Source organism: Camelimonas sp. FR25 (assembly GCF_059740505.1).
Genome location: NZ_JCAWFG010000045.1, coordinates 172,367 through 187,992, shown reverse-complemented (window position 1 = coordinate 187,992; position 15,626 = coordinate 172,367). Strand labels below are relative to the sequence as shown.

The following is a 15,626-nucleotide window of genomic DNA, read 5'->3' as shown; positions in this document are numbered from 1 at the left end:
GCGTATCCGGCCCGACGCATGGCGGCTGGCCAATTCTGGGGGCAGTTGGTGTTCCGTTTCGTCCACGCTGCAGACATTCATCTCGATTCACCCCTGCGCACCCTCGCCCTGCGCGACGCCGACGCTGCGGCGCTGATCAGCGACGCCTCACGCGAGGCGTTGCGGCGCATTGTCGATCTGTGCCTGGACGAGCAGGTCGACGCCCTGATCCTCGCCGGCGACCTGTATGACAGCGACCAGACCTCGATGAAGACGGCGCTGTTTCTCGCCGCGCAATTGCGGCGGCTGGAGGAGGCCGCAATCCGGGTCTATCTGATCCGCGGCAATCACGACGCCGCCTCACGCATCAGCCGTGAACTCACCCTGCCGGCCAATGTGCATCTGTTCAGCGGCCACGCCACGCCGGTGGAACATCCGCGCCCGGATGGCGCGACCCCCGTGTACGTTCACGGTCTCAGTTTCGCCAGGCCGCACGCGCCGGAATCGCTGCTGCCCAAGTACCGGCAGCCTGTCGCCGGGGCCATCAATATCGGCGTCATGCACACCAGCCTCGGCGGCGTGGAGGGTCACGACGTCTACGCCCCTTGTTCTGTCGCCGATCTCGACGCCCATGGCTTCGACTATTGGGCGCTGGGCCACATTCACAAGCGCGCCGTGCACCGGGGCCGCAGCACCATCGTCATGCCCGGCAATCCGCAGGGCCGCGACATCAATGAGCCAGGCCCGCGCTCCGCCACCCTCGTCGCCATCGATGACGACCACAACGTTACGCTGGAAGAGCGCATCACCAGCCAGGCCGAGTTCGCCCGCATGGACGTCGACCTCACCGGCGCCGCGAGCCGGGCCGAGGTCAATGCGCGACTGTATGGCGCTCTGGCGCAATTGCGCGACGCTGTCGCCAGCCCGGCGTTGCTGGCGCGGCTGCGGCTTGGCGGCGCCACCGCCATGGCGGGCTGGGTGCGGCGCGACGCCGATCGTCTGCTCGGCGAAGCCCAGGAGGCGTCGCAACGGCTGGACCAGTGCTTTATCGACAAGCTCGAACTGGCGGCTGACCTGCGTGAGCCCGCCGTCACCGTCAGCGATGACGCCGACCCGCGCCATGAGCTGGCCGGGCTGATCACCGATCGCGTGCTGCCCTCCGCCGCCTTCGCCCAGGTGGCGCGCGACACATTGAGCGAATTGATCGGCCAGCTACCGGCGGAGTTACGCGACGCCTTCGACCCGCCAACGGAAGCCTTGCGTGAGGCGTTGCTCGCTGAGCTGGCTGAACAGGGCGTGGCCGAGGTGCTGGCGAGCCTCCAGGGGCAAGACGCTGAGGGCGAGGTCTGATGCGCATCGAACAGCTCCGCCTCGACCGTTACGGCAAGTTCACCGACCAGACGCTGGATTTCGGCCCGGCCCGGCCCGGCAAGCCCGATCTGCATCTGGTGCTCGGTCCCAATGAAGCCGGCAAGACCACCACGCTCAACGCCTGGCTCGACCTGCTCTATGGCATGGGCCTCACCAACGCTTACGCATATCTGCATGGTTATGACGCGATGCGCGTCGGCGCCCGCTTCGCTATCAATGGCGCGACGCACGACTATGTGCGGCTGAAGCGCAACAAGAACAGCCTGCTCGACGCAAGCGGCGGCCCGGTCTCAGATGAGGCGCTGCTGCAGGCGATGAATGGCCTGTCCCGCGCCGCTTACGCCAACATGTTTTCGATGGATTCCCGCGCGCTGGAGGAAGGTGGCCGCGAGGCGCTGGAGAGCCGGGGCCAATTGGGCGAGATGCTGTATGCGGCGAGCGCTGGCATTGGCGCGGTGTCAACAACGCTCACGGAGCTGCAGGACAAGGCCGACGGCTTCTGGAAGCCGCGCTCGCGCAAGTCCGCCCTGGCCCAGTTGAAGGCCCAATTGCTGGAGCTGCGCGAGCAACGCGCCGGGATCGACACCACCGAGGCGATGTATTCCCGCCGCAAGAAGGAGCTGGAGGCCGCCGACGCCAGCTATCAGCAGGCAGCGGCGCGCATGGGCCAGCTTGAGCAGCGCCTGAAGCTGGCGGGTGATCTGCTGTCGGCTCTGGTCGTCGCTCCCAAGCTCGCCGTTGCCCGGGCGGGGCTTGCGGCGCTGCCGGCGTTTCCGCCCGCCCCGGCTGACTGGGGCAAACGCGCCGGACAATTGCTGGTGGCCGACGCCGAAACCCGCACGCGACTGCAGGCGCTGCGCGAGCGGGAGACTGACCTCGCGCGCAGGCTGGCGGCGCTACCCCGCGATGCGGTCGGGCTGGCGCTGGCTGATGATCTGGAGCAGGCCCGCCTGCTGCAAATCCGCCACGCCGCGGCGATCCCCGACATCCCCCGGCTGCGCCATGATCTGGAGCTTACGGATCGCCAGCTGGCGGAGCTGGTGCGCCAGCTCGACCAGCCAGCCGATGTCGACGCCGCCGCCTTGCGGCTGCCCAACCATGTCATCGTCAGCCTGCGCGAACTCATCGAAAGCCGCACGGTGCTCGACGCCCAGTCGGGCGACGCGACGCGCGAGCTGGAAGAGGCACGGCTGGCGCTGGCCGATTTGGCCGCTGGCGACACGTTGCCGCCTGAAACGGATGATGACGCCCACATCGCCCGGCTCTCCGCGCTGGTGGACGACATCCGGCAGCAGGCGTTCGACCGCAGGATCAGCGTGGCGCAGCGCAACAAGGCGCACGCCGACCAGAGCCTCGCCCAACGCCTGCAATTGTTGGCGCCCTGGCGCGGCGATGCCGCTGAACTCGCCGCGCTGGCGACCCCGGCGGCGTCGGTTCTGGATGACCTGAGCCGCGCGCGCGCCGACGCCGCGCGCCAGATGGCGGCGCTCAACGAGCACATTGCCGCTGCCGACGACGAGCTGCAACGGCTGGCCGCCGAACTGGACGGCATCGCCGCCGTCACTGGCGCGACGGATGACGGCGCCCATGTGCGGGCACGGGCGCAACGCGAGCAGGCCTGGGCCGTCCATCGCAGCGCGCTGACCGCAGAAACCGCCGACGCTTTCGCCGACGCCATGCGCCACGATGACATGGTGGCCGAGACCCGGCTGACCCGGCAGGCCGAGCTGGCCAAAGCGGCGGAGTTGCGTCAACAGCAGGCCAAGCGGGCCAGCCAGCGCGAGCAGTTGCTGGCGCGACGGCTGGCGGCCGAGGAGGCCATCGCTGAGCTGGAGGCGCGCGTCAGGGCGCTGGCGGCAGGTGTTTCGCCGGCGCTCGGCGCTTTCGCCGCGCCCGATGATCTGGCCGCCTGGCTGCAGCGTCGCGCAGCGGCGCTGGACGCGCGCGGCCCGGCGCTCGACGCAGCCCATGAACTTGCGGAAGCCGAGGCGCAACGCGCCATAGCCGTCGCCGCCCTGCGCCGGCTCCTGCCCGCAGAAACTACAGACGAGGCCGATCTGCCCGAATTGCTGGATGCGGCGCAGACCCTGATTGGCGCCGCATCCAGCCGGCGGCAGCGCCGCGACGCCATCGCCCGCGCCACCACAGCCCTGGAGCAGCGCCGTCGCGCCGCCAGCCGTATCGCCGATGCGGTGGCGGCGTGGGACGCGCGCTGGCGCGCCGTCTGCGGCGCCTGCTGGCTGGGCCGCGACGCCGGGGGGGGCGAAGTTGCGCCAACGCCGACACGGGTGCGGGCGGCGCTCGATTTGCTAGGTACGCTGGAGAAGCTGCTGCTGCAGCGGCAAGATCTGGCGACACGCATCGGCAAAATGGAGCGCGACCAGAAACTGTTTGCCGACGCAGTGACGGCGCTGGCGCAGCGGCTTCAACCCGCCAGCACCCCTGCAAGCGCCCTTGCCAGCTCGGAGGCCACGGCGCCTGCGCCTCAGCACGCTGGCCCTGACCGATCTGGCGTCACGCAGGGCCCGGACGCGATGAGCCTTGCGTCCACTGACGCCGCCTCCCTGTTCCGCAAGCTGGAAGCCCGCGCCGAGGCCGCCCGCGACGCTGCGAGACAGCGCGACACGCTGCAGGAGGCGGTCGAGCGCAACCAGCAGGAGCTGCGCGAGGTGATGCAGGCGCGCGCCCGGCTCGACGCCGAGGTGAGTCAGATGGCGCGGCATTTCGGCGTCGACAGTATTGTGGAGATCCAGAGCGCGCTCGAGACCAGCGACCGACGCGAAGGCTTCCGGGCTCAGGTCGCCGACATCGAGCAGCAACTGATGGCCTTCACAGGGGCGCCATCGCCAGACGAGGCGGACCGTCTGCTGGCCGACGCCGACCGGGCCGCCCTGACCGCCGAGCAGGCGACCCTCAGCGAGGAGCGCCGCGCCGTGCAGGCCCAGATGCAGGAGCTGTTCGCGGAGAAGCGCAAGGCCGAGCAGGCGCTGGCCGCCATTGCCCCCGACAGCGCCGTGGCGCAGCTGGACGCCCAGCGTCAGGCGCTGCTGCTGGAGATTGCGGACAAGGCGCAGGCCTGGCTGCGCCTGCGCCTCGGCGTGGCGGCGGCGGAGCGCGGCCTGTCGCTGTGGCGCGAGAACCATCGCAGCGCCTTGCTGCGCCACGCCTCAGCGGCGTTCAGCCATATGAGTTGCGGCGCCTGGGCCGGGCTGGAGGCGCATCCGGGACCCAATGGCGAGATGCTGATGGCGGTGGATCACAACCGCATCGCCCGCAGGGTCGAGCATCTGTCCAAGGGGGCGCGCTTCCAGCTCTATCTGGCGCTGCGCATCGCCGCCTATGAGGACTTCGCCGCCACCCGCACGCCGCCGCCTTTTGTCGCCGACGATATTCTGGAGACCTTCGACGACGACCGCGCCGCCGCCACTTTCGACCTGCTCGGCGCCATGTCCGGGCATGGCCAGGTGATCTATCTCACCCATCACGCTCATCTGTGCGAGATCGCCCGCACCCGTTGCCCGGATGTGTTGATTCATAAGCTTTCTGGCGCGCCGTCGGGCGACGATCCATAACCAAAACCACATATTTGTCGAAAAAACACCTATTGGACCGCGCGCCGGAAACCATGCGATAAAGCTTTCAGACGGGGAGAAAATAAACAGGACGGCGGCCTCCGGGCGCGAACAGTGAGCATAAGGCGTCGCGATAGAATGACGCCGTGCCCGTCGCGCCTGGGGCCAATCTGCCAGATGCGGGGCCCTGTGCGGCTCCTCCAGGCTGCGCGCCCCGGCGCGGTTTCGCGTCGCCCCCGGCGCAGTGTTTCACCCACAGCGATGATCCCTGTAGCGCCGCGATGCGTCGGTCTGGCGGCGGGACTGCGTGTGGACAGCCCCCCGATACGTTTTACGACGGCCTGCGTCGCGCCGCTTTGACGCAGCAATCCGTCACGCCATGCGCTGCCCCACAGGGCTGCGCACACAATAACCGGACGCACGGACAGCGGCTGACCGCGCCCTGCGCCCGCAACACGAGGGAAGAGACATGGATTTCGAACCCACCCAGAAGGTGCGTGAACTGCAGGCCAAGCTCGAGCGGTTCATGGACGCGCACATCTACCCGAATGAGCATGCGCATCATGAGTGGGTTCGCGATCCGGCCAATCTGTGGGTGCACTGGCCCAAGCTTGACGAGCTGAAGGCGCTGGCCAAGGCCGAGGGCCTGTGGAACCTGTTCCTGCCGCATGAATATGGCGAGTACTCGCCTGGCCTGTCGAACCTCGAATATGCGCCGCTCGCCGAGATCATGGGCCGCGTGCCGTGGTCGTCCGAGGTGTTCAACTGCGCCGCGCCTGACACCGGCAACATGGAAGTGCTGGCCAAGTTCGGCACCCAGGCGCAGAAGGACGAGTGGCTGACCCCACTGCTCAACGGCGACATCCGTTCGGCCTATCTGATGACCGAGCCGCAGGTCGCGTCGTCTGACGCCACCAATATCGAGACCTCGATCGTTGCTGACGGCGATGACTATGTCATCAATGGCCGCAAGTGGTGGATCTCCGGCATCATGGACCCGCGCTGCAAGCTGCTGCTGCTGATGGGCAAGACCAATCCGGAAAACCCGCGCCACCAGCAGCAGTCGACGGTGATCATTCCGCGCGACACCCCCGGCGTGCACATCGTCCGCACCACCACGGTGTTCGGCAATCTGCATTCGCCGGGCGGCGAGGCGGAGCTGCGCCTCGAGAACGTGCGCATCCCCAAGTCCAACATCATCATGGGCGAGGGCAAGGGCTTTGAGATCGCCCAGGGCCGCCTTGGTCCGGGCCGCATCCATCACTGCATGCGCTCGATCGGCCAGGCCCAGCGCGCCCTGGAGATCATGGCGCGCCGCGTCGACAGCCGCGTCGCCTTCGGCAAGAAGCTCTCGGACCAGAGCTCGATCCGCCAGGACGTCGCCCGTTCGTTCTGTGAGGTCGAAATGGCCCGCCTGCTGACCCTGAAGGCTGCAGACGCCATGGACCGGTATGGCAACAAGGTCGCCAAGGACCTGATCGGCGCCATCAAGATTATCGCCCCGCAGATGGCCCAGACCGTCATCGACCGCGCCATCCAGTCGCACGGCGGCATGGGCGTCAGCGACGACACCCCGCTGGCCTATTTCTTCACCCTGAACCGCTTCCTGCGCATCGCCGACGGTCCGGACGAGGTGCACATGTCGCAGCTCGGCAAGATGAAGATCCAGGAATACGTCAACGCCGGCAAGTAAGCGCGGGCGGGCGGCGTCAGCCCCGGACCGGCGATCGAGCCTGGGACCGGGGTTGCGGCGACAGAAAAAGTTCAAGGGGCGCAGCCAGGCTGCGCCCCTTGTCGTTTGTGCTCCTGCGGGCAAGTCCACGAAGGCGGAAGCCCGGCGTCGGCTGACGCGCAGGGCGAGCGGTCACTACGCGCATGGATGCTGACGCATCAGCCTCCTGGATGCCTCGTGCAAGCCTCGTGAGCCGCGCGGCCTGGGCTCTTATGCCGCCGGTTGAGCCACCGGCCGCCCTACGCTGACATAGCGCAGCCCGGCCTCGGCCACGTCCTCAGGCGGGTAAATGTTACGCAGGTCGACAAGGATGGGCTGACGCAGGCGACGTTTCAGTTCATGCAGATCGAGGGCGCGGAAGGCGTCCCATTCGGTGACGATCACCAGCGCGTCGGCGTCCATGGCGCAGGCATAAGGATCGCTGGCGTAAGTCACGTCGCGCAGCACGCGCTGCGCCTGCTCCACGCCTTCGGGGTCATAGGCGACGATCTGTGCGCCCGCCGCCTGCAACTCCTCAATGATGTCGATCGACGGCGCGTCGCGCATGTCGTCCGTATTGGGCTTGAAGGTCAGGCCGAGCAGGGCGATGCGCTTGCCGCTGACCGCGCCATCGCAGGCGGCGATCACCCGCTGCGCCATGGCGCGCTTGCGGGCGTCGTTAATGGCGACGGTGGTCTCCACCAGCCGCACCGGACTGCCGGCGTCCTGGGCCGTCTTGACCATGGCCAGCGTGTCCTTGGGGAAACACGACCCGCCATAGCCCGGGCCAGCATGCAGGAACTTGGCCCCGATGCGTTTGTCGAGCCCGATGCCGCGCGCCACCTCCTGCACATTGGCCCCGACCTGCTCGCACAGATCAGCGACTTCATTGATGAACGTGACCTTCATGGCGAGGAAGGCGTTGGCGGCGTATTTGGTCAGCTCGGCCGTGCGCCGCCCGGTCATCACCAGCGGCGCCTGGTTGAGGAACAGCGGCCGGTACAGGTCGCGCATCACCTCGCGCGCCCGTTCATCCTCGGCCCCGATGACAATGCGGTCGGGCCGTTTGAAATCCTCAATCGCCGCGCCCTCGCGCAGGAACTCCGGGTTGGAGACGACGGAAAACTCCGCTTCAGGCCTGGCCTCACGAATGATCCGCGCCACCTCATCGCCTGTGCCGACTGGCACGGTCGATTTGTTGACCACGACCGTATAGCCGTCGATGGCGGCGGCGATATCGGCGGCGGCCTGGCGGACATAGCTCAGATCGGCATGGCCATCGCCACGACGGGAGGGCGTGCCGACGGCGATGAACACCGCTTCGGCCCCTGCGACGGCGCTGGCCAGATCGGTGGTGAACTCTAGGCGACCCTGGCGCACATTGGAGGCGACCAGTTGCTCAAGCCCAGGCTCGTAAATCGGCAGCTTGCCGGCGTGCAGATTGGCGATCTTCGTGGCGTCAGTGTCGACACATACCACCGAGTGACCAAAATCAGCGAAACAGGTTCCGGAAACGAGGCCCACATAGCCCGCGCCGATCATCGCAACACGCATTGTACCTCGCCAGTCGCTCTAACATGGAGACTGCCCCTCCAGCCGTCAGGCCGAATTGCCTCCCAATAGTCTGTCTTTGCCCCCGCCTCCGGATTGAGAGGAGGCGGCGCGCGGCATATGCGGCTCCGTTGCTGGAGCCGCGCGCGTCGACGTCGCTCGTGAGAGCCGCCGCGCAGAATCCCTATGTAACGGTGTCGACTGGCATTTGGTAGAGCGGATCGTCAGAGCGCCTGGCGTTTTTTGGCCGGCGCCTTGCTGTATCTGCATGTATCCACAAAGTAACGCGACCGTCTTGAGAAGGATTTTCAGGTCAAGCCAAAGACTCTGCCGCTCGACATAGACAAGATCACTCGCAAGGCGCGCGGCCATGCTGGCGGCGTCAGGCGTCGCGCCGACCTGGCCCCGCGCCTGTGCCAGCCCCGTCAGTCCGGGCTTCACGCTGTAGCGGCGCCCAATGTCGGGCAGCGCATCGCGGAACAATTCGTCAAGCGCCGGCATGTGAGGACGCGGGCCGACCAACGCCATGTCGCCCTTCAGCACATTCAGAAGCTGCGGGGCCTCGTCCAGCCGGCTGGCGCGCAGCAAACGGCCGCAGCGGGTGATGTCGCGATCATCCTGCGCTACCTGGATCAGGCGCAGGCGCTGCTCAAAGCTACCGTTCTCCAGGGCGCTGTGCATCGCTGACCGCGGTCGGCGCCGCATCGTCCTGAATTTGATGATCACAAAGGGCGCGCCGCGAAATCCGGTGCGGACTTGCCGGAACAGGACAGGTCCTGGGCTATCAAGCCGAATGCGCAGCGCAATGACGGCGAGGAGCGGGCCGAGCAGGAGGAGCAGACAGGCTGCAAGGCACAGGTCCAGAGCGCGCCTGGCCCAAAGCTGTCGCCCCGGCGACGCCCGACCGGGCGACCCAGGCCAGGCAGCGACGGTGACAGTGGCGGGCAGGCGGAGATCGACGTTCGGCATGACGGCGCTCCTGTGCGGATGCCGCCATTCAAGCAGGGAGGTGAAAGTAGTTTCAAGTAGATATGGTTAATTCAAGCCAGAGTTATGCACACACGTTTTAAATGAAGCGGATTGCGCTTCAGGCCAAATCCTTGGGCGGCGGCGCGGCGACCGGCAGAATGTCTTCCAGAGCCGGAGCGCTATCCTTGACCAGCGGCGGCGCGTCGGTGAACTTCGGCGCCTTGCCTTCGGCGCGATCGCGATACAGCGTCGCCTGGGTCAGCATCAGCATGGTGACTGGCGTGGTGATGGTGACGAAAATGCCAATCAGCACCTCATGCACCACTGGCCGGGTTTCACTGACCGAGAAATACAGCATGGAGCCGAGCAGCACGCAGCCCAGGCCAAGCGTCGCGCCGAGGGTCGGCGCATGCACCCGCTCATAGAAATTGCGCAGCCGCACAAGGCCGATGGTCCCGGTCAGGGTCAGAGCGGCGCCGGCGAACACCAGCAAAGCGGTGAGCAGCGCCGCCCAGTCGGGCAGATCCTTGATGGCGATCATTCGATGGCCTCGCCACGCATCAGGAATTTGGCCAGCGCCACGGTGGAGACGAAGCCGAGCAGCGAGATCACCAGCGCCGCCTCAAAATAGAGCGTGCTGCCGGAGACGATGCCGAACACCAGCATCAGCATCATACCGTTCATATAAAGCGAATCCATCGCCAGCACCCGGTCCTGGGCGCGGGGTCCCCGGAACATCCGCACCGAGGACAGCACCATGGCGAGGCCCAGCATGAACTGGGCGGCCATCAGCGACCAGGTCAGGAGGGTCATGCTCAGGCTCATTCGAACACCTCCAGCAGCCAGTATTCGTAGCGGCGGGTAATGGCCTCCGCGAGCGTGTCTGCGTCCTGCTTGTCCAGCACATGCATCAGCAGCACGCCGGTGTGCGGATTATAGGCCACCCACGCAGTGCCTGGGGTCGCGGTCAGGATGCAGGCCAGCACCGACAGCGAATAGGGCGAGCGGATAGTCAGCGGCACCAGCACATGGCCGCTCTCGCGCTCGGCGCCGCTGAACAGGATAGCCCGCGTCACCTTGTAATTGGAGAGTAGGATGTCCGGCAGAATATTGCCGAGCAGCCGGATGACGCCCCATGGCCGCCGCAGCCGCAACGGCGGCAGGTCGAGCTGGGTCAGCAGCCGGGGCGCCGTCAGCGCCACCGCCAGCCCGAGCACGATCTGCCCGGGCGAGACGCTCTGGTTAAGCAGCAGCCACACCGCCAGCGTCAGCGCCGAGATCACCGGCCACGGCAGCAACCAGGCCATAAAGCGACGGAGCTTCATTTCGCCGCTCGCTGCTGGCTGGCTGGAACTGGCGAGGCCGGACTGGCGCCAGTCTTGGCGGCGGCCGCCGGGACCGCCATCACCACGGGCTTTTTCATCACCGCGTCGATATAGAGCTTACGCTCGGTCAGCTGGTCAGTGGTGTCACGCACGAAGCGCATCGCCGGGCCCGCCTGCACGGTCAGCGCCACGCACAGTCCCAGCAACACCAGCACTGGCGCGAACTCCAGCACGCTAACCCGCGGCGCCTCACGCTCAAACGATGGCCAGAAGGTGCGGATGCCAGCGCGCATCATGGCGATCAGCGTGGCGAGACCCGAGACCACCAGCACGCCCACCAGCAGCCATGCGGACCATGATGACCCTGGCGCATTGACGTTGCGCGCCTGGTCGAGCAGGGCGTCGAGCATGGCGAATTTGGCGATGAACCCGGCCAGAGGCGGCAGGCCGGCGAGCATCAACGCGCAGCCGATGAAGGCCACGCCGAGAAGCGCAAGAATGGCGGGCACCGCCACGCGGGCGTCCTGCTGGTCGTCCTTGTCCTCGTCATAGACGATGCCATAGGCCTCCAGCGTCACCGCCAGCACGTCATCGGCGCGGGCCCGGCCACGCTCCGCCAGCTCAATCAGCATGAAGAAGGCGGCGATCGCCATGGTGGAGCTGAACAGATAGAACAGCGTGGCGCTGAACACATTGGCGTTGCCCGCGCCCATCACGGCGAGGATGGTGCCGGACGATGCCAGCACGCTGAAACCGGCGAGGCGCGCCATGGCCTGGGAGGCCAGCATGCCCAGCATGCCATAGACGATGGTGATGACGCCGCCAGTCAGCAGCAGCCCGCCCGCGGCGATCACGTTGGTCTGGCCATCGGGCGAGAACAGCAGACCAAGACGCATGATGGCGTAAATGCCCACCTTGGTCATGATGGCGAACATGGCCGCCACCGGCGGCCCGGCCGCCGAATAGGTGGTGGGCAGCCAGAAGCCCAGCGGCCACACCGCCGCCTTCACCAGAAACGCCACGCCCAGCACCGCCGCGCCGACGCGGAACAGCCGCATGCCGTCGGCGTCCAGCGCGCTGATGCGGCTGGCGATGTCGGCCATGTTGAGCGAGCCGGTGGCGCCGTAAATCAGGCTGACGCCAATCAGGAATGCTGACGAGGCGACGAGATTGACCGCCACATAATGCAGGCCCGCCTTGACGCGGGCGTGCCCCGAGCCATGCAGGGCGAGCCCGTAGGACGCCGCCAGCATGATCTCGAAGAATACGAACAGATTGAACAGATCGCCGGTCAGAAAGGCGCCGTTGAGCCCCACCAGCAGGATCATGAACAAGGGGTGGAAAAAGCTGCCGGCCTTCTGCCAGCGCACCAGCGAAAACACCTGCGCTGCTGCTGCGAGCAGCGCCGTCAGCGCCAGCATCATGGCGGCGAGCCGGTCAAGCACCAGCACGATGCCGATGTTCGATGGCCAGTTGCCAACCTGATAGACCTGCACGGCGCTCTGGGCGCCGCCCGCAGACGCCTGGGCCAGCAGCGCCATGGCGATCAGCAGCAGCGCGAAAGTGGTCGCCACGCTCAGTCCGGCGGTGACGTTGCCGTTGCGGCCGTCGATCATCAGCATCAGGCCCGCCATGAGCATGGGCAGAATGATGGGAACGAGGATGAGGTGTTCGCTCCAGCTCACAGGCCGTCCTCCCGGCCATCGACGTGGTCGGTGCCGGTCAGCCCGCGTGAGGCCAGCGTCACCACCAGCAACAGCGCCGTCATGGCGAAGCTGATGACGATAGCAGTCAGCACTAGCGCCTGAGGCACCGGGTCAGCCAGATCGCGCGGCGAAATCAGGCCATCGGAGAAGGCCGGCGCGCCGACCTTGAGCCGGCCCATGGAGAAGATGAACAGATTCACCGCGTATGAGATCAGCGACAGGCCGACCAGGATCTGGAACGTGCGCGGACGCAGCACCAGCCAGACGCCAGAGCCGGTGAGCACGCCGATGGCGAGAGCAATCACCGGTTCCATCACTGTTCTCCCTTGGTGCGCGCCGCCGCCTTTTCCATGGTGCGGTAAACGCGGATCGACTGGTGGGCGATGGCGATGAGCATCAGCACCGTGGCGCCGAACACCAGGGCGAACACGCCAAGGTCAAACACCAGGGCGCTGGCCACCGGCGTTTTGCCGAACACCGGCAGATAGACGTAGCGGAAGAATGTCGTCAGGAACGGGTAGCCGACGAACACCGCCCCGAGCCCGGTAAGCGCCGCCAGCAGGATGCCGGCGCCGATCCAGCGGATCGGCAGCACCACGATGCGGTCTTCGACCCAGCGGGCGCCGCCGACAATGTATTGCAGGATAAAGGCGATGGCGAAGGTCAGGCCGCCGATAAAGCCGCCGCCCGGCATGTCATGGCCGCGCATCAGCAGGAACACCGCCATGGCGCAGACGACGGGGAACAGCAGCCGCACGATGATGCCTGGCACCAGCATGATGTGGCTGTCGATGAACGCCTTCACCGGCGCAAAACGCGTGCGGTCATAGTCGATCTGGAAGCGCTTCTGGTCCGGCACCACGAAGCTGTCACGGGCTGGCCGGAAGCGGCGCAGCAGGGCGAAGACCGTGATGGCGACGGCGCCAAGCACCGTGATCTCGCCAAGCGTATCAAATCCACGGAAGTCCACCAGAATGACATTGACCACATTTTGGCCGCCGCCCTCCGGATAGGCGCGGCGAATGAAATCGTCGCCGATAGTCGGGCCCTGCGGGGTGGTCATCATGGCGAAGGCCAGCGCCGCCACGCCGGCGCCGGCGGCGATGGCGATGAACAGATCGCGCAGGCGGCGCATGCGGGCAGAGGTCTGCATGTCGCCGGAGATCAGCTCGTCGCGGCGCGGCATCCAGCGCAGCCCGAGCAGGATCAGCACCACGGTGACAATCTCGACCAGCAACTGGGTTAGCGCGAGGTCCGGGGCGGAATACCACACGAAGGTGATGCTGGTGGCGAGGCCGGAGCCGCCCATCAGGATCAGCGACACCAGCCGATGGTATTTGGCCTGCCAGGCGGCGCCGACGGCGCAGGCGACGCCGACAATCCACACCAGCAGCAACGCCGGATCAAACATGCCGACCATCGGCGCAGAGGAGGTCAGCCACGCGGTGGAGAGCCAGGTGTCGCCAAGCCAGGCGCCGACATTGGCGAGCGCCTGGGCCGGTGAGAAGCCGGCGCCGGCCATCAGCGGCCAGCAGCCGGCCAGCACCATGACGACAACGAGGGCGCGCAATTGCGTCTGCAGCCGGTGGGTGCCGAGCAGATCTTCCAGCACACGGGCCCAGCGCCACGACAGCATGGCGATGGCGCGCTCGAACAGCCGGCGGCCCGAGAGCCTTCGCAACAGCGGCGGGCCCTCGACCTCGCCCGAGAGATAGTCCTTTAGCCCCAGATAGGTCAGCGTGCCGCCGCCCAGCGCCACGACGCTCATCAGCAACGCCGGGTTGAGGCCATGCCACACGGCGAGGCTGTATTCCGGCGTCTGGCCGCCGAGCACGCCATGCACGGCGGCGGAGAGGAAGGCGCCGATGACAAAAGTGGGAAACACGCCGACCAAAAGGCAGATCAGCGCCAGCAGCGCCGCCGGCGCCAGCATCCACAGGGCCGGATCATGCGGTTTGCGCGGCAGGTCGGTCGCCTTGGGGCCGAAGAACACCTGGTCGATCAGGCGCAGCGAATAGGCCACCGAGAACATGCCGGCCAGGGTGGCGATATAGGGCAGGGCGTGGTCGAAGAAGGAATCAACGTGGGCTTCAATGGTTTCGGCGAAGAACATTTCCTTCGACAGGAAGCCATTGAGCAGCGGCACGCCCGCCATGGCGGCGGCGGCCACCATGGCCAGCGTCGCGGTGATCGGCATGGCGCGATACAGCCCGCCGAGCTGGCGAATGTCGCGTGTCCCCGCCTCATGGTCGATGATGCCGGCGGCCATGAACAGCGACGCCTTGAATGTGGCGTGGTTGATCATGTGGAAGATCGCCGCCACGGCGGCCAGCGGGCTGCCAAGACCAAGCAGCAGCACGATCAGCCCGAGATGGCTGATGGTGGAATAGGCCAAAAGCCCCTTCAGATCCTGCTGGAACATGGCGAGGAAGGCGCCGATGACCAGCGTCGCCGCGCCAATCGGCGTGAACAGCCAGAACCAGTAATCACTCGCCGCCATCACCGGCCACATGCGCGCCAGCAGGAACACGCCCGCTTTCACCATGGTGGCGGAGTGCAGATAGGCCGAGACCGGCGTCGGCGCCGTCATGGCGCGTGGCAGCCAGAAATGGGACGGGAACTGCGCGCTCTTCGTCAGCGCGCCGGCCGCCACCAGCAGCAGCGCCGGCAGATACAGCGCATGCTCAACGATGGCCGAGCCAGAGGTCAGCACCACATCGAGCTCATAGCTGCCGACAATGTGGCCGATGATCAGCATGCCGGCGAACAGGCACAGCCCGCCGGCGGCGGTGACCGTCAGCGCCATGCGGGCGCCGTCGCGGGCCGCGTCCTTGTGGTGCCAATAGGCGATCAGCAGGAAGGAGAAGATGCTGGTCAGCTCCCAGAAGAACACCAGCTGGATCAGATTGCCCGAGATCACGACGCCGAGCATTGCGCCCATGAAGCCGAGCAGGAACGAATAGAAGCGCGCGGCCGGATCGTCCGGCGACATGTAATAGCGCGCATACAGCACCACCAGCGCGCCGATGCCCGAGACGATCATGGCGAAGGCCCAGGCGAAACCGTCGAGCCTGATGCTGAAATTCAGCCCGTAATCAGGCAGCCAGGCGTATTGCGCCCGCAGGATGGCGCCGTCGAAAATCGCCGGGCTGCACCACAGGCCGATGCCAAACACCGTAAGCGCGGTCAGCCCGGCCAGCCAGGCCTCCAGATTCCGCCGCCCGGATGGAAGGGCCGCCGCCACCACAGAGGCGACGAAGGGCAGAAGCAACATGATCGTCAGAAGCAGCGAAGCATCAGGCATCAGCGATTGAGGGACCTTTCAGATGACCGGAAACGCCCTGAAATTCGCCCCGATCAGGCCGAGCTTGCTCCCGTTCGCCCATTATGGTTGATTTTAGCTGTTCAAGGCAATTGGATTGAAGGCGCAGAACGCCTTTCC

Annotated in this window: 11 protein-coding genes; 3 read left to right on the top strand and 8 right to left on the bottom strand. The window is 66.6% G+C overall.

Annotated features, from left to right (window positions below):
- Positions 1 to 18 precede the first annotated feature (18 nt).
- From AC6A67_RS06415 to AC6A67_RS06405, 3 genes are all read left to right on the top strand, one after another.
- Positions 19 to 1,329: a metallophosphoesterase family protein gene (locus tag AC6A67_RS06415; protein WP_498035713.1), complete on the top strand. Its 1,311-nt coding sequence runs from the start codon at positions 19 to 21 to the stop codon at positions 1,327 to 1,329.
- Complete coding sequence (locus AC6A67_RS06410) at positions 1,329 to 4,922, top strand: ATP-binding protein (RefSeq protein ID WP_498035712.1); 3,594 nt, start codon at positions 1,329 to 1,331, stop codon at positions 4,920 to 4,922. Before AC6A67_RS06415 ends, AC6A67_RS06410 begins: the two co-directional genes overlap by 1 nt.
- 469 nt (positions 4,923 to 5,391) lie before the next feature.
- Entirely contained in the window at positions 5,392 to 6,615 is a 1,224-nt protein-coding gene (locus AC6A67_RS06405) for an acyl-CoA dehydrogenase family protein (protein ID WP_498035711.1), read from the top strand.
- 249 nt (positions 6,616 to 6,864) lie between these two features.
- Here the strand turns inward: AC6A67_RS06405 and AC6A67_RS06400 are convergent, their stop codons facing one another.
- The 8 genes from AC6A67_RS06400 to AC6A67_RS06365 form a co-directional block, all read right to left on the bottom strand.
- Entirely contained in the window at positions 6,865 to 8,187 is a 1,323-nt protein-coding gene (locus tag AC6A67_RS06400) for a UDP-glucose dehydrogenase family protein (protein ID WP_498035710.1), read from the bottom strand.
- Positions 8,188 to 8,232: 45 nt separating this feature from the next.
- The gene (locus AC6A67_RS06395; protein ID WP_498035709.1) at positions 8,233 to 9,153 is read right to left on the bottom strand and encodes a sugar transferase; all 921 of its coding nucleotides are present in this window, start codon (positions 9,151 to 9,153) and stop codon (positions 8,233 to 8,235) included.
- A gap of 118 nt (positions 9,154 to 9,271) precedes the next feature.
- Positions 9,272 to 9,694, bottom strand: a complete 423-nt coding sequence (gene mnhG / locus AC6A67_RS06390) for a monovalent cation/H(+) antiporter subunit G (protein ID WP_498035708.1) — start codon at positions 9,692 to 9,694, stop codon at positions 9,272 to 9,274.
- Positions 9,691 to 9,972, bottom strand: coding sequence for a K+/H+ antiporter subunit F (locus tag AC6A67_RS06385; protein ID WP_498035739.1), 282 nt, complete (start codon positions 9,970 to 9,972; stop codon positions 9,691 to 9,693). The genes mnhG and AC6A67_RS06385 overlap by 4 nt, the downstream gene beginning before the upstream one ends.
- Before the next feature lie 2 nt (positions 9,973 to 9,974).
- Positions 9,975 to 10,478, bottom strand: a complete 504-nt coding sequence (locus AC6A67_RS06380) for a Na+/H+ antiporter subunit E (protein WP_498035707.1) — start codon at positions 10,476 to 10,478, stop codon at positions 9,975 to 9,977.
- Positions 10,475 to 12,163, bottom strand: coding sequence for a monovalent cation/H+ antiporter subunit D (locus AC6A67_RS06375; protein WP_498035706.1), 1,689 nt, complete (start codon positions 12,161 to 12,163; stop codon positions 10,475 to 10,477). Before AC6A67_RS06375 ends, AC6A67_RS06380 begins: the two co-directional genes overlap by 4 nt.
- Positions 12,160 to 12,498: a Na+/H+ antiporter subunit C gene (locus AC6A67_RS06370; protein ID WP_498035705.1), complete on the bottom strand. Its 339-nt coding sequence runs from the start codon at positions 12,496 to 12,498 to the stop codon at positions 12,160 to 12,162. Before AC6A67_RS06370 ends, AC6A67_RS06375 begins: the two co-directional genes overlap by 4 nt.
- On the bottom strand, positions 12,498 to 15,488 hold the full coding sequence (locus tag AC6A67_RS06365) for a monovalent cation/H+ antiporter subunit A (RefSeq protein ID WP_498035704.1): 2,991 nt from the start codon (positions 15,486 to 15,488) through the stop codon (positions 12,498 to 12,500). The genes AC6A67_RS06370 and AC6A67_RS06365 overlap by 1 nt, the downstream gene beginning before the upstream one ends.
- Positions 15,489 to 15,626 lie beyond the last annotated feature (138 nt).

What these genes read in the sequence shown, in the direction of transcription:
- AC6A67_RS06415 (WP_498035713.1), top strand. Translation starts at nt 19, where the DNA reads ATGGCGGCTGGCCAATTCTGGGGGCAGTTGGTGTTCCGTTTCGTCCAC.
- AC6A67_RS06410 (WP_498035712.1), top strand. Translation starts at nt 1,329, where the DNA reads ATGCGCATCGAACAGCTCCGCCTCGACCGTTACGGCAAGTTCACCGAC.
- AC6A67_RS06405 (WP_498035711.1), top strand. Translation starts at nt 5,392, where the DNA reads ATGGATTTCGAACCCACCCAGAAGGTGCGTGAACTGCAGGCCAAGCTC.
- AC6A67_RS06400 (WP_498035710.1), bottom strand. Translation starts at nt 8,187, where the DNA reads ATGCGTGTTGCGATGATCGGCGCGGGCTATGTGGGCCTCGTTTCCGGA.
- AC6A67_RS06395 (WP_498035709.1), bottom strand. Translation starts at nt 9,153, where the DNA reads ATGCCGAACGTCGATCTCCGCCTGCCCGCCACTGTCACCGTCGCTGCC.
- mnhG (WP_498035708.1), bottom strand. Translation starts at nt 9,694, where the DNA reads ATGATCGCCATCAAGGATCTGCCCGACTGGGCGGCGCTGCTCACCGCT.
- AC6A67_RS06380 (WP_498035707.1), bottom strand. Translation starts at nt 10,478, where the DNA reads ATGAAGCTCCGTCGCTTTATGGCCTGGTTGCTGCCGTGGCCGGTGATC.
- AC6A67_RS06370 (WP_498035705.1), bottom strand. Translation starts at nt 12,498, where the DNA reads ATGGAACCGGTGATTGCTCTCGCCATCGGCGTGCTCACCGGCTCTGGC.
- AC6A67_RS06365 (WP_498035704.1), bottom strand. Translation starts at nt 15,488, where the DNA reads ATGCCTGATGCTTCGCTGCTTCTGACGATCATGTTGCTTCTGCCCTTC.